The organism is Campylobacter sp. W0066.2, assembly GCF_024723515.1.
In the GTDB taxonomy this organism is placed as follows: Bacteria; Campylobacterota; Campylobacteria; order Campylobacterales; family Campylobacteraceae; genus Campylobacter_D.
In genome coordinates this window covers 79,971-94,197 of the sequence record NZ_JANQCV010000007.1, presented here as the reverse complement: position 1 = coordinate 94,197, position 14,227 = coordinate 79,971, and the positions used below count along the sequence as shown (strand labels likewise).

Below are 14,227 nucleotides of genomic sequence, written 5' to 3'. Positions count from 1 at the left end.
GATAAAAATAAAGCTAGTAAAACCCTCAAAATATTTCCTTGGTTAAAATTAAAAGCGTTATTTTAGCAATTTTACTCTTAAAAGAATAAAAATGATTTTATAAAAAATAATAATTTTTACTTTAGCTTGTTAAAATAAGCAATAATTTTTAAAACAAAGGTAAATTATGAAAATTTCTGTGCTTATTTTGGCTGCTGGACTTGGCACGCGTATGAAATCACAAAATCCAAAAGTACTTCAAAAAATTTGCTCAAAAGCAATGATTTTACATATTTTAAAACAAGCATATAAAATTAGTGATGATGTATGTGTGGTGCTTTCTCATCAAAAAGAAAAGGTTGAACAAGTTGTTTTAGAGCATTTTCCAAATACACGTTTTTTAGAACAAGACTTGCAAAATTTTCCAGGTACTGCAGGGGCTTTAAGGGGTTATGAGAGTAAGCATGAAAAAGTATTGATTTTATGTGGTGATATGCCTTTAGTTAAAGCAGATGATTTAGAAAAAATAGCTTTAAATGAGAGTGATTTTAATGTGGCAGTTTTTGAGGCAAAAGATCCAAAAAGTTATGGAAGAATAGTATTAAAAGAAAATAGAATTCAAAAAATAGTAGAAACAAAAGATGCAAGCAAAGAAGAACTTGCTATAAACATTTGCAATAGTGGTGTTTATGCTATAAAAGCACAAATTTTAAAAGAAGTATTACCTTTGATAAAAAATGATAACAAAGCTAAAGAGTATTATTTAACCGATGCAGTTTATTTAGCAAAAGAAAAGGGTTATGAAATCGATGCGGTGTTTGTAAATGAGCAAGATTTTATGGGGGTAAATGATAAAGTAGAGCTTTGTCTAGCTCAAGATCTTATGCAAGAAGCGATTAAAAAAGAATGGATGAAGCAAGGGGTGATTTTTCACATGCCTGCGACGACTTTTATTTCAGATGAGGTTGAGTTTGTAGGCGAGTGTGAAGTGTATGAAAATGTGCGTATAGAAGGAAAATCAAAAATCATTAATTCTATCATTAAAAGCTCAAGTGTGATTGAAGATAGTATAGTAGAAAATAGCGATGTAGGACCTTTAGCGCATTTGCGTCCAAAATGTCAGCTTAAAAATACCCATATAGGAAATTTCGTAGAATGTAAAAATGCTTTGTTAAATGGAGTTAAAGCAGGGCATTTGAGTTATTTAGGGGATTGTGAAATAGATGAGGGAACTAACATAGGTTGTGGAACTATCACTTGTAATTATGATGGGGTTAAAAAACATAAAACCAAAATAGGTAAAAATGTTTTTGTGGGTTCAGATACACAATTTATCGCTCCGGTTGAGATAAAAGATGAGGTAATCATCGCAGCAGGAAGCACTGTGTGTAAGAATGTAGAAAAAGGTTCTTTACATATCAATAGGGCAAAAGTGCAAATCATAGAAGATTTTTATTATAAAAAACTAGGTAAAAAATGAAAACAATCTTACTAGCAGTAAGTGGAAGCATAGCCTTTTATAAAACTTATGAGCTTATTTCTTTATTAAAAAAAGAAGGTTTTAGGGTTAAAGTTTTGCTAAGTCAGGGAGTTTTAAAATTTGGTACTAAGCTTAGCTTTGAAGCCTTAGCGGATGAAATTTTATGCGAAGATAATGAAAGTTGGCAAAATACTAATAATCATATAGCCTTTAGTAAGACTTGCGATTGTGTGCTTTTTGCGCCTGCTAGTATAAATTCTATCAATAAATTAAACTATGGTATAGCAGATAATTTATTCATTCAAACTTTAATAGCAGTGGATAAAAATAAGCCATTTTTAATCGCACCTGCTGCAAATACAAACATGTATTTACATTTTAGCACTCAAAATTCTTTAAAAAATTTAAAAGAGCAAGGTTATATTATCATTGATCCTATAGTTAAAACTCTAGCTTGTAAAGATGAGGGTTTAGGGGCTTTGGCTGAGCTTGATAGCATTGTAAATGCTTTAAAAAGAAGCTTAATGCAAGAAGATTTTTTTAAAGATAAAAGTTTTGTTATAAGCGGTGGTGGAACTAAAGAAAAAATTGATGATGTAAGATGTATTAGTAATTTTTCAAGTGGAAAAATGGCAAAGGCAGTTGCTGATGCTTTATATTTTTTAGGTGCTAAAGTAGTGTTAGTTAGCTCAGTAGAGTTTAAAACACCTTATAAATTAGAAAAATTTGAATCTTCTTTAGAGTTAAAAGAAAAATTGCAAAACTACAAAGAATTTGATGCTTTAATTATGGCTGCTGCTGTGAGTGATTTTACTCTTGAGGCTTATAAGGGTAAGATTAAGAAAAATGAACATTTAAACGGACTTAATTTAAAATTAAAACTTAATGAGGATATCTTAAAAAATTTAGATTTTAAAGGTAAAAAAATAGGCTTTAAAATGGAATTTGATGAGCAAAATGCACTAGAAAATGCTAAAAAATCTTTAGTTAGTAAAAATCTAGATATGGTGTGTTTAAATGTCTTAAATGAGCAAATGAACTTTGGAAGTGATGAAAATAGCATTTGTTTTATCACTAAAGATAGTATTTCTCAAAGTTTTAAACAAAGCAAAGAAAAACTTGGTTTTATTTTAGCACAAGAATTAAGGAAACTTTGGTGAATATCATCAACTCAACCTTACCTGTAAGAATGCAAATTTTAGAAAAACGTGCATACAATCGCTATGTATTGCTTTTAAATACTAAAAAGCTTGAAACAAAAAGTTTGATAGAGCTTGAAGTAGGGGAGGAGTATTTAGCTGAAGTTTATGAAAATAAAGGCGTGATTTCTTTTAAAAATCTTTTGAAAAAGCCTAAAATTAGACTTTTTGAAGAAGGGGCTGAACTTATAGAAAAGCTTGTGCAAGAAGGTGATGAAAAAGCTTGGTATAAAAAATTCATTATTCAAAGACTTATGGAAAGTAAAAGTGCGTATGAGTTTGAAATTTATAAAGAAATGTTTTTTGCATTTTTTGAAGGAATTTATCATATACCTTTTGTTTATGAGGGAAATAGGGCTTTGTTTGAAGCTAAGAAAAATGGAAATATTTTAGAGGTGTATTTGTATTTTGAAATTTTTGGTGCTTTAAAAATTATAATTGATAATGGTAAAATCACGCGCATTCAAACACCTTTTGCCAAAGTAGCACATTTTTTAAACGAGTATTTTAAATTTGAAGTAGTTAATACGCTTAATCCTATGTTTGTTTTTAAAAGATTGATGGATATAAAGGGATAGAATGAATGAGTTAAAACATCTTGCTGTAGTAATGGATGGCAATAGAAGATGGGCTAGAAAAAATGGACTTTTAGAAAAAATTGGCTATAGTCAAGGTGCTAAAGTTGTTGAAAAAATCATAGAAGTATGTATAGATGAAAAAATTCAAAATCTAACCCTTTATGCTTTTAGTACAGAAAATTGGCAAAGACCAAAAGAAGAAGTAGAGTTTCTTTTTAAGCTATTAAATAAATATCTTGATGAATCTTTAAATAAATTTATAGCCAATGAAGTGCGTTTTAAAGTTATAGGAAATTTAAGTCTTTTAGATGAATTAACCTTAAAAAAAATACAAAATTTTCAAGAACAAACTAAAAATTACACAAGATTATGCGTAAATTTAGCTATTTCCTATGGAGGCAAGGATGAAATAGTTAGAGCGGTTAAAAAGGTGATTGAAAAAAATCTTGAAATTAATGAAGCAAATATACAAGCAAATCTTGACTTAAGCGAGGATGTGGATTTGTTTTTAAGGGTAGGGAGTGCTAAAAGAATTTCAAATTTTTTATTATGGCAGTCAAGTTATGCAGAAATTTATTTTAGTCAAACCTTATTTCCTGCACTTACTAAAAAAGAAATCGCAAATATCATTACTGAGTTTAAAAAACGCAAAAGAACCTTTGGTAAATGATATTTCTTTTTATTATTATTAGGACTTTGCGTGGGTTCTTTTGTCAATGTTTTGATTTTAAGAACGATTAATAAAGAAAGCATAATAAGTCCAAGATCAAAAAGTCTTAAGTGTTTTAAAACTTTGAAATTTTATCATCTTTTTCCTTTGTTATCTTTTATATTTTTAAAAGGAAAATGTGCTTTTTGTAAGGAAAGAATTTCTTTGATTTATCCTTTTAATGAATTTCTTTGCGCGTGTTTGTTTGTCTTTGCTTTTTATTTAATTGAAGATGTTTTTCAAATTTTAATTTTTGCTTGTATGCTAGCTATATTTTTAGCGCTTTCTTGGATGGATTATTATCTAAAAGCAGTGAGTGAGCTTTGGCTTTGGATTTTATTTATTTTAGCTTTTTGTTTTGATTTTTTGCAAAATGGCTTAAATTTAGAGGATTTTCAAGATAACTTTTTATTTAGAGTGTGTTTTGGAGCGGGGTTAATTTTCATACCAAAAAGCGTGATTAATTTTATTAAAAATTTTAAAAAAAGAGATGAAAATTTAGAAAGTTTAGGGGAAGGTGATGTTATAATAATAGCTTTGATTTTTGGAATTTTTGGCTATGAAAAAGGCTTTTTGATTTTATTTATTGCAAGTTTTTTAAGTCTTTTGATGTTTATAAAAATAGCCAAAAAAGATTATCAAATGCCTATGATTCCTTTTTTATTTTGCGGAATTTTGATTAATCTAAGTATAGAAAGTATATTATGAAACTAGTTTATAAGTATTTGCTTAATCAGTTTTTAAGCACAATGTTATCTTTATTTTTCACCTTATTTATTATTGTTTCGATTATTTTTTTTATACAACTTGCTAAAATTACTGCTTATATTGAAATTACTTTTTTTGAATTAATCAAATTATATATTTTTCTTTTACCAAAGATATTAATTTTTACTTTACCTATATCTTTTTTCATAGCTTTGACTTTAGCCTTTTATAGACTTTCTAGGGAGAATGAAAGCACAGTGTTGTTTGCATTGAGTATAGCTCCAAGCATGATAGCAAGTTTTTTTGTAAAAATTGCAGCTTTAGTAAGTGCTTTTATGCTTGTGGTGGTTTTGGTTTTTATACCTATATCTTTTGAACTTTTTGATAATTTTGTAGATTATAAAAAAATTAGCGCTAAAGTAAGTATAAAAACAGGGGAATTTGGACAAAGATATGGAGAATGGCTTGTTTTTATCGATGCTAAAAATTCTGATGAAACTTATAAAAATATTATAATGTATCATCCAAAGAAAAACCCACAAGATAAAGAACAAGTGATTTTAGCTAAAGAAGGAAAGTTAGAAACAAATGATGGGGTTATTACTTTTAAACTAGATGAAGGAAAGGCTTATGAAATTAAAGAAGAAGATTGGCATATTTCTAGTTTTAAAAATTTATTAATTAAAAGCAAACTTTCTTCTAAAGAATTAAATACTCAAAGTTTTTATGGGTATTGGTCTGATGTAACAAGCAATAAAGAAAAAGCAAAAGAATTTGTTATTTATATTCTTATAGCTTTATTTCCTTTAGCTAGCGTGCTTTTTGCACTCTCTTTTGGTATAGTAACTTATCGTTATGAAAAAGGTTTTGCTTATTTTGGAATTTTTGTGATTATTTTTGCTTATTTTACGCTTTTGATTAGTTTTTATAATCCACCTTTTGTAGCTATTACTGTGATTTTTTCAAGCTTTTTAATTACTTCTTTGTTTTATTTTAAAGCAAAAATTGCAAGTAAGTATTAATGCTTTTAAAATTGACTTTTTCTTATGATGGTTCTAAATTTCAAGGTTCTGCTACCCAACCACATAAGCTTAGTGTTCAAGATACCTTAGCGCAGGCCTTGTCGCATTTGGGTATTTATGAAAAGCCTTTATTTGCTTCAAGAACTGATAAGGGTGTGCATGCATTTAATGCAGTTGCTTGTGTCAAAGCGGGAGAACATTTTAAAGATTTTGTATATTTAAAAAATAAAATCAATCATTTTACGCACCCATTTATACATATAAAGCATATTCAAAGAATGCAAGAAAATTTCCAAGTGCGTTTTGATGTACAAAAAAGAGCATATCGCTATATTATAAGTCATGAAAAATATAATCCTTTTTTAGCCTCTTATGTGTATTTTTATCCAAAAATAAATATTAAATTAGCCAATGAAATTGCTTTTTTATTTGAAGGAGAGCATGATTTTAAACTCTTTCAAAAAGAAGGCTCTGATAATAAAACAAGTATAAGAAAAATGTATAAAACTAGAGTTTATGCTTATAAAAATTACACTGTGTTTTATTTTGAAGCAAATGGTTTTTTAAGATCGCAAATTAGAATGATGATGGCAAGTATTTTAAAAGTATTAGAAGGAAAAATGAGCCAAAATGAGCTTTTAGAACAAATTAATGCTAAAAAAGCTCATTGTAGATTTTTAGCTCCTGCTAGTGGTTTGTATTTGAGTAAGATTTCTTATTATAATAATGCATGATTTTTTTATGTATAAAAAATGAAAAAAGAATAATCAAAGTCCCCATGCAAAAAGGTAGTAGCTCTACATCTACTCCAAAAATACTCATGTTGATAAAAATACTTATAGGTATAATGGCATTATTCATCAAGGCTAAAACTCCGCTATCTACTTCAGTGGAGCCTTTATTCCATAAAAAATATCCAAGTCCTGAAGCAATAGTGCCAAGATAAATCAAGGCTATCCAAGAACTTAAATTGGATGGTAAGTTATTATAATCTCCAAAAAATAAAAAAGCAGGTAAGGTTATGCTGGTTGCACCTAAATAAAAATAAGAAAAAGCTTCTTTTTGGCTTAAATTTGCATTTTTTTCTAATAAAATTTTATAAAAACTTTGTCCAGCTCCAAATACTAAATTAGCCCCTTGAATAAGTAAAAATCCATATAAAAAATTAGAGTTAATATTATCAAATTTAACTACAAAAGCACCCATAATACATATAAAAATACTTATGAAATATAAATATCTAAGATTTTTTGAAAAAAGTCCATAAAAAAGTACAACATAAAAAGGCGTAAAGATAGTAAAAAGTGCCACTTCGCTTACACTTAAATATAAAAAAGAATGATAATAAAATAAATTCATCACGCCAAGTTGCAAAGCTCCAATGCTTATGAGTTTTAATTTTAAATGCAAATTTAGCTTAAATTTTAAAAAAGGTAAAAATACTAATAAAGACAAAAAAACTTTTGCAAATGCTGCAAAAAAACTATCCATTTCCAAGGTAATAAAATGCCCAATTAATGGAAAAGAAAAAGCCCAAATAAAACTTGCTAGTAATAAACTTGGCATTTTAAAGCACACTTTCTAATTTAAGTAAAGCTTCTTTGATAAATAAACCACCATTATATCCACCTAAGTGATTTTTAGCTACCACTCTATGGCAAGGTATAAAAATTGCAAGTTTATTTTTAGAATTTGCATTGCCTACTGCTCTAAAAGCTTTTGGATGATTGATAAAAGAAGCAATTTCTTGATAAGTTTTAGTTTGTCCATAAGGAAGTTTTACCAAAGCTTTATATACCTTTTGTTCAAATTCGCTTCCCTGAAGAGCTAGGGGAGTGTTAAAAGCAAAAAGCTTTTTGTTAAAATAAAGGTCTAGTTCTTCTAAGGCTTGTTCTAAAACAAGGTGCTTATCTTTGGTAAAATCAGGCTCATGTATAGTAAAATCAACATTAATAAGCTTATCTTTATCACTTTGTAAAAGAATATAAGCAAAACTAGCTTTATAAAAACTTTGATACATATTTTTCCTTATTTTAAAAGCAAGCATTGTATGAATTTTAAATTAATTAATTGTTATTAAAGCAAAAATTTAGTTAAAATAGTGATTTAATTTATATTCAAGGAAAATATTTGAAGATTTTATTATTTGGTTTGATTATAAGTTTAAATGCTTTAGCTTTGGATTATAGTTGTGAGTATGTTAAGGAAAATAAGGCTGATTTTTTCAAAGAATTTGAGCCAAAAAATACACAAGATTTTGCTCAAGTGGATTTAAATTGTGCTTTTTCTTTAAAAAACCATCAAATCACAAAAAGATTATATGAGCTTGCTAATGAAATTAGAGGAAGCAATAGTGCTTGTATGGGTGGGGAATATTTTAGTGATTTGAGAAAATTTGATTTTAAATTATTAGAAATTGCACTTGATCCACAAGGCTATCAAAAGACTTTACAAGACCCTATAATACTTGAAGAAAAATTTGCAAAATTAAAAGCGTATTTTAGATTTTGGGCTTATCAAAGCATAGGAAATTTTAAACTTTTTAAGGAATTTTGGAAAGAATATAATAATGCGATTAATCCTTTAACTAAGTATTTTCAAAACGAATTTAACCTAGATAAAGCAAGTGCTATTTATTTTGCTAGTAATGCTTTGAACGAATTTTTAAATTGGGCAGTTGGCGAGACTAAAATTTTTAAAGATATTTCAGATTTTGAAAAATTTGTAGCTAATAAAAATAATTCTTTAGAGCAGATTAAAGAGTATATTTATACTAAAAAAATTAGCAATTTAGAATTAAACAATGGTTTTAAATCAGCCTTGTTAAATAATAGAGAAAGTGAGATTATAAGAGAATTTATAAAATTAGGTGTAAAAATAAATGAAGGTTATGAATCTGCTTTATTTTTTGCACTAGATAATGCAGAAAATGTCAAGGTTTTGCTTGAAAATGAAGCGGTGGTTGATTATAAAAATTCTTTTGGGAAAACACCTTTGTTTTATGCTGTTGAATATAACAACTATAAAGTTGCCAAGCTTTTGCTTGAAAATGGTGCAAATGTAAATCAAAAATACATTAATGATAATGAAAAGCTTTCTATTGCTAGTATGGGAAGCAATACGCCATATTTTATCACCTTATGTGCGCTTGAGCATACTTCTAAAAATATTTTTATGCACGGAGCAAATTATGCAGATGTAAAAATGCTTAAGTTGCTTATAGATTACAAAGCTAATTATAAAGAAATAGATGATTTAGGATTTAATGCTCTTGATTTTGCCATTATTGCAAAAAAAGAACAAAATATTAAATTTTTAAAAAAACTTGGTTTAAAAGAAAATGAAAATTTGATGTTATATGAAGAGGCGCAACCATGAAAACTGCTTTAATCACAGGGGTAAGCTCAGGATTTGGATTAGAGAGTTTAAAAGCCTTAATAGAGCTTGATTATAAGGTTATAGCCATAGCAAGACGCAAAGAAAGATTAGAAAAATTACAAGAGCTTTATGGGGATAAAATTTATCCTATTGTGCTTGATGTCAGGGATAAACAAGCAGTTTTTACAGCAATTGAAAATTTACCTAAAGATTTAAAAAATATTTCTTTACTTGTTAATAATGCAGGTCTTGCTTTGGGTTTAAATGAGTTTGATTCTTTGGATATTGAAGATATTGAAGCTATGGTAGACACTAATATCAAAGGTTTTTTGTATATAGCAAGAGCTACTTTACCTTTACTTAGAAAAGCAAAAAATGCTCATGTAATTAATCTTGGCTCAATTGCGGCAAATGTGCCTTATTATGGAGGTAATGTTTATTGTGGTACGAAAGCTTTTGTGGCACAATTTTCTAAAGCCCTAAGAACGGATTTGCGCGGAAGCAATATAAAGGTAACAAATATTGCTCCAGGACTTTGTAAGACTGAATTTAGTGAAGTGAGATTTAAAGGTGATATTAAAAAAGCTGATGAGGTTTATGAAAATACTAAATATATTAAAGCTGAAGATATAGCAAAAATTATTACTTTTATTATTAGCTTGCCTGAGCATATTAATATTAACGAAATCGAACTTATGCCTGTGACTCAAACATGGGCAGGAACTTTTAGCGAGAAAATATAAAAACTTAAGGAAAAATATGAAAATTTTTTATTTATTATTAGCTCCTTTATTGTTATTTGCTGATGCACAAGCAAATGCAGAACTTTTTGGAGTTTGGACGCTTTTGCCACCGGTGATAGCTATTATTTTAGCTTTTATTACTAAAGATGTGGTGCTTTCGTTGTTTATTGGTGCATTAAGTGGTACTTTTATGTTGGGACTTATTGAAAATAGCATTTATCATGCTATCATAGCTTCTTTTACGGGGTTTATTTCTAAAGTGGTAAATGCTATGGCAAGCCCTGGTAATGCAGGGATTTTACTACAAGTTTTAACTATAGGTGGGGTTGTAGCTCTTATTACAAAAACAGGAGGTACCAAGGCTGTAGCTGTTTGGCTTTCTACTAAAGCTAAGCAAGTAAAAAGCTCGCAATTTGCTACTTGGTGTATGGGGATTTTTATTTTCTTTGATGATTATGCTAATTCATTAATCGTAGGTCCTATCATGCGTCCAGTGACAGATAAATTTAGAGTAAGCCGTGAAAAACTTGCCTTTATTATGGATGCAACTGCAGCGCCAATTACCGGTCTTGCTATCATTTCTACTTGGATAGGACTTGAAATTTCTTTAATTCGTAGCGGATATGATCTAATCGATAATGCAACTTTTGCACATTTAGGTATAGTAAAAGAAGAAATCAATGCTTTTGAAATCTTTGTACAAACTTTACCTTATAGATTTTATAATCTTTTTATGTTGATTTTTGTTGTTTTGACTATTTATACAGGTAGGGAATTTGGACCTATGTTAAAAGCTGAGCTTAGAGCTAGAGCGGGTAAATTTTCTCATGGTCATGAGCAAATTGATAATATAGAAGATAAGGTTTTAGAGCCAAAAGAGCATGTAAAATTACAAGCTTCTAATGCTATTATACCTTTAGCTGTTTTGATTGTATTTTCATTTATAGGTTTTTATTTTAGTGGTTATAATGCTCTAGATGATGCAAGTATTAAAGCACAAATAGATGCAGTACCGCTTAGTTTATTTGCTTTTAGAGAAACTTTTGGCGCAGCCGATGCTTCTGTTGTATTATTTCAAGCAGCACTTTTAGCTACCATAGTAGCTATTATTTTAGGAATGTATAGAAAAATATTTACTTTAAAAGAAGCTATTGCGGTTTGGACTCATGGTTGGAGGACTATGATTATGACTGTGATTATTTTACTTTGTGCATGGTCGTTAGCTTCTGTGATTAAGGATTTAGGAACTTCTAAATATTTAATTGATTTATTTTCAGATAAAACACCTATTTACTTGCTTCCTACAGCAATTTTTATTTTTGCTTCTATTATATCTTTTTCAACAGGAACTAGTTATGGGACTATGGGTATTTTAATGCCTTTAGCTATTCCTTTAGCTATGGCCGTTGGTGTTCATAATGAATTAAGCGGAGCAGAGTTGCACCAATATATGATTATTAATATTTCAGGGGTTTTAACAGGAGCTATTTTTGGAGATCATTGCTCGCCAATTTCTGATACAACTATACTTTCATCTATGGGAAGTAAGTGTGATCTTTTAGCTCATGTTAGTACGCAAATGCCTTATGCTTTGAGTGTTTGTGCTATTAGTATACTTTGTGGTTATTTGCCAGTGGCACTAGGACTTAATGTATGGCTAGGACTTGTTTTTGGAATCTTAGCTATGATAGCTTTACTTTTTGTGGTTGGCAAAAAGGTAGATGCGTAAATGCATTTTGAAGAAAAAATTGCTTTAAATAAAGCATTGTTTTCTTCTTTATATGATAAAGAAATTCAGTGCTTTAAATCACCTTTAAAAGCCTATAGAACTAGGGCAGAGTTTTCTATATATCATCATGAAAATGGGGAAATTTCTTATGCAATGTTTGAAAATAAGAAAAAAAATCCTATTGAAAAATTTGATATAGCAGATGAAAAAATTCAAAAATATATGCCTATTTTATTAAATAATCTAAATGAAAATTTAAAACATAAGCTTTTTGGAGTAGAGTTTTTAGCTACAAAATTAGATTTAAGTATAACTTTACTTTTCCATAAAAATATAGAGCTAATTACACAAGATTTACAAAAATTAGCAGAAAAATTAAATCTCAAGCTCATAGCAAGAAGTAGGGGTAAAAAACTTGTATTTAATGGTGAAAATTTAAGACAAGCTTTAAAAATCAATACAAATGAATTTTTATATGAGTTTAATAATGATTGTTTTATCCAGCCTAATACTTATATCAATGAAAAAATGATTGAATGGGTTGTATCTTGTGTTGAGAGTGATTTTAAACAAGATTTATTAGAGCTTTATTGTGGTTATGGAAATTTTACCATAGCTTTAGCAAGAAATTTTAACAAAGTTTTAGCAACTGAAATTTCTAAAAAAAATATCGAATTTGCTTTAAAAAATTGCGTTTTAAATTCTATTGAAAATATAACTTTTACAAGGCTTTCTAGTGAAGAGTTGAGTCAAGCTTTGAAAAAAGAAAGAGAATTTAACCGTTTAAAAGGTATAGATTTAGATAGCTTTAAAATATCTCATGTCTTGGTTGATCCTCCAAGAGCAGGGCTTGATCTAAGCGTGATTGAACTTATTAAAAATTATGAAAATATCATTTATATTTCGTGTAATCCTATCACTTTAAAAGAAAATCTTGAAATCTTATGTCAAAGTCATGAAATTTTAAATTTGGCCTTTTTTGATCAATTTGCTAATACTCCTCATCTTGAATGCGGGGTGCATTTAAGAATAAAAGCTTAGTATAAGTTAGAATTTATACAAGCTTTGTTATTATGAAAATAGTTGATTTAATCAATTAATTTTTATAAAGGATTTCTCATTTTATTTCAAAAAATTACCTATACAAATAGAAAAATACTCTATAAAGTCAATGAAATTTTAAAACCCTTTGGATTAAAATCAAGCGATTGGAGGGTTTTTGTGTATTTAAATCGGCATGGTTATAGTACTTTAGCTCCAATATGTGAGTTTTATCAGATGGATAAAGCTATACTTTCTAGAGTTGTCTCTAAATTAGCAAAACTTGAATATATAGAGTTTTTAAAAGCAGATGATAAAAGAGAAAAAATCATCACTTTAAGTGCTAAAGGTAAAGAAATTTTTTTAGACGCAAATGCTTGTATAAGAAAATATGAAAGAAAAATTTTAGATATCTTAGATGTAAAAGATCAAGAAAGACTTTTAAAATTACTTGATTATATCAATGAGAAAATTTAAAAGGTTTTTTATGGGATTAAGTAAAAAATATAATTTATTTAATGTGAATTTTTTCTGTATTTTTGGGATAAATTTTGCTATTTGTCTTGTTTTTTATATGAGTACTATTTCTAGTACTGATTATGTTTTAGGTGTTTTAAACCTTCAAACTAGCACTGCAGGTCTTATTATGGGAGCTTTTGTTATAGGCGCTTTGCTTTCTAGGCTTTATTTTGGTTCTATAATTGATGATGTTAATATAAAAAAGGTTATAGTGTTTTCACTTTTGTTTTATCTTTTTATTAATTTGCTATATTTGAAATTTTATAATGTATATTTTTTGATTTTGATACGCTTTTTAGCAGGGGTTTGTTATGGAATTTGTTCTTGTGCGTGTGGGGCAGCTATTGCTAGGATAATACCTAGCAATAAAAGAGGAGTTGGTATAGGATATTATGCTACAAGCGTTGTTTTAACTTCAGCTTTAGGTCCTTTTTTGGCTATAAAACTTGACTCTATCAATCAATTTTGGCTTAGTTTTTTAATAGCTTGTTTGAGTATTGTCTTTGCATTAATCTTATCTATTTTTTTAAAAGTAAGAAGATTTAAAAAACATCATCATATAAAAAGAAAATTTAGTATTTATAATTATTTTGAAAAATCAGTTTTAAATTTAGCCTTAGTAACCTTTTTACTTGCATGTCCTTTTGGTGCTATTGTGGCTTATATGAGTACTTATACCCAAAGTTTAAATTTAGCTTTTGCTGGATCTATGTTTTTTGTGGTATATGCTGGATTTTCTATGATTTTTAGACCACTTGCTGGTAAAGTGTTTGATAAATATGGTGCTAACATTGTGATGATTTTTTCCTTTTTGAGTTTTATAGTATGTTTGCTTTTGCTTGCTTTTGCATTAAATTTTTATATGATTATTTTAGCTGGAGTTTTTTGCGCGCTAGGTTATGCTAATGCTACTTCAAGCGCTCAAGCTTTAGCTATAAAACTTGCACCTAAAGAAAAAATGGGTTTGGCCAATTCTACATTTTTTATAGCCTTAGATTTTGGTATAGGAGTGAGTCCTTATTTGCTAGGGATTATAGAGCCAAGTATAGGTTTTGCTAATGTTTATGCTTTTTGTGCTTTATTAGTTGCAATGGCTTTGATTTTGTATTGTTTATTGGTTGTAAAAAAAGCTTCTTATTAAT

General features: G+C 28.4%; 14 protein-coding genes and 1 pseudogene. 13 read left to right on the top strand and 2 right to left on the bottom strand.

The features are described 5' to 3' along the window. Positions 1 to 166 precede the first annotated feature (166 nt). The 7 genes and pseudogenes from glmU (at position 167) to truA (ending at position 6,409) form a co-directional block, all read left to right on the top strand. Complete coding sequence (glmU, locus tag CAMP18498_RS04560; RefSeq protein WP_337197781.1) at positions 167 to 1,459, top strand: bifunctional UDP-N-acetylglucosamine diphosphorylase/glucosamine-1-phosphate N-acetyltransferase GlmU; 1,293 nt, start codon at positions 167 to 169, stop codon at positions 1,457 to 1,459. Continuing rightward, positions 1,456 to 2,619 (top strand): bifunctional phosphopantothenoylcysteine decarboxylase/phosphopantothenate--cysteine ligase CoaBC, encoded by a 1,164-nt coding sequence (gene coaBC / locus CAMP18498_RS04555; RefSeq protein ID WP_337197780.1) that lies wholly within the window; start codon positions 1,456 to 1,458, stop codon positions 2,617 to 2,619. Before glmU ends, coaBC begins: the two co-directional genes overlap by 4 nt. After that, positions 2,616 to 3,236 (top strand): hypothetical protein, encoded by a 621-nt coding sequence (locus tag CAMP18498_RS04550; protein ID WP_337197779.1) that lies wholly within the window; start codon positions 2,616 to 2,618, stop codon positions 3,234 to 3,236. The genes coaBC and CAMP18498_RS04550 overlap by 4 nt, the downstream gene beginning before the upstream one ends. A 1-nt stretch (position 3,237) precedes the next feature. Further along, entirely contained in the window at positions 3,238 to 3,906 is a 669-nt protein-coding gene (gene uppS / locus CAMP18498_RS04545; protein ID WP_337197778.1) for a polyprenyl diphosphate synthase, read from the top strand. Positions 3,907 to 3,933: 27 nt separating this feature from the next. Further along, a pseudogene (locus tag CAMP18498_RS04540) lies at positions 3,934 to 4,653 on the top strand (prepilin peptidase); the annotation flags it as partial. Then, positions 4,650 to 5,675 carry an LptF/LptG family permease gene (locus CAMP18498_RS04535; protein ID WP_337197777.1) on the top strand — a complete coding sequence of 342 codons (1,026 nt, stop codon included), beginning with the start codon at positions 4,650 to 4,652 and terminating at the stop codon, positions 5,673 to 5,675. The pseudogene CAMP18498_RS04540 and the gene CAMP18498_RS04535, both read left to right, overlap by 4 nt. Then, entirely contained in the window at positions 5,675 to 6,409 is a 735-nt protein-coding gene (gene truA / locus CAMP18498_RS04530; protein ID WP_337197776.1) for a tRNA pseudouridine(38-40) synthase TruA, read from the top strand. The genes CAMP18498_RS04535 and truA overlap by 1 nt, the downstream gene beginning before the upstream one ends. Here truA and CAMP18498_RS04525 read toward each other — a convergent pair. Next, positions 6,363 to 7,241 carry an EamA family transporter gene (locus tag CAMP18498_RS04525; protein WP_337197775.1) on the bottom strand — a complete coding sequence of 293 codons (879 nt, stop codon included), beginning with the start codon at positions 7,239 to 7,241 and terminating at the stop codon, positions 6,363 to 6,365. The two genes, truA and CAMP18498_RS04525, sit on opposite strands and share 47 nt — an antisense overlap. A 1-nt stretch (position 7,242) precedes the next feature. Further along, positions 7,243 to 7,695, bottom strand: coding sequence for a methylated-DNA--[protein]-cysteine S-methyltransferase (locus CAMP18498_RS04520; protein ID WP_337197774.1), 453 nt, complete (start codon positions 7,693 to 7,695; stop codon positions 7,243 to 7,245). A gap of 110 nt (positions 7,696 to 7,805) precedes the next feature. Here CAMP18498_RS04520 and CAMP18498_RS04515 point away from each other — a divergent pair, with 110 nt between their 5' ends. From CAMP18498_RS04515 to CAMP18498_RS04490, 6 genes are read left to right on the top strand one after another with little or no spacing between them, the layout of a single operon-like run. After that, positions 7,806 to 9,053 carry an ankyrin repeat domain-containing protein gene (locus tag CAMP18498_RS04515; protein ID WP_337197773.1) on the top strand — a complete coding sequence of 416 codons (1,248 nt, stop codon included), beginning with the start codon at positions 7,806 to 7,808 and terminating at the stop codon, positions 9,051 to 9,053. Further along, entirely contained in the window at positions 9,050 to 9,796 is a 747-nt protein-coding gene (locus tag CAMP18498_RS04510) for an SDR family NAD(P)-dependent oxidoreductase (RefSeq protein ID WP_337197772.1), read from the top strand. Before CAMP18498_RS04515 ends, CAMP18498_RS04510 begins: the two co-directional genes overlap by 4 nt. 16 nt (positions 9,797 to 9,812) lie before the next feature. Further along, a complete protein-coding gene (locus CAMP18498_RS04505; protein ID WP_337197771.1) occupies positions 9,813 to 11,525 on the top strand; it encodes a Na+/H+ antiporter NhaC family protein in 1,713 nt (570 codons plus the stop codon). Beyond that, positions 11,526 to 12,566: a tRNA (uridine(54)-C5)-methyltransferase TrmA gene (gene trmA, locus CAMP18498_RS04500; RefSeq protein ID WP_337197770.1), complete on the top strand. Its 1,041-nt coding sequence runs from the start codon at positions 11,526 to 11,528 to the stop codon at positions 12,564 to 12,566. Between the two features lie 54 nt (positions 12,567 to 12,620). Beyond that, positions 12,621 to 13,043: a MarR family winged helix-turn-helix transcriptional regulator gene (locus CAMP18498_RS04495; protein ID WP_337197786.1), complete on the top strand. Its 423-nt coding sequence runs from the start codon at positions 12,621 to 12,623 to the stop codon at positions 13,041 to 13,043. Positions 13,044 to 13,053: 10 nt separating this feature from the next. After that, positions 13,054 to 14,226: an MFS transporter gene (locus tag CAMP18498_RS04490; RefSeq protein WP_337197769.1), complete on the top strand. Its 1,173-nt coding sequence runs from the start codon at positions 13,054 to 13,056 to the stop codon at positions 14,224 to 14,226. Position 14,227: the final 1 nt, after the last annotated feature.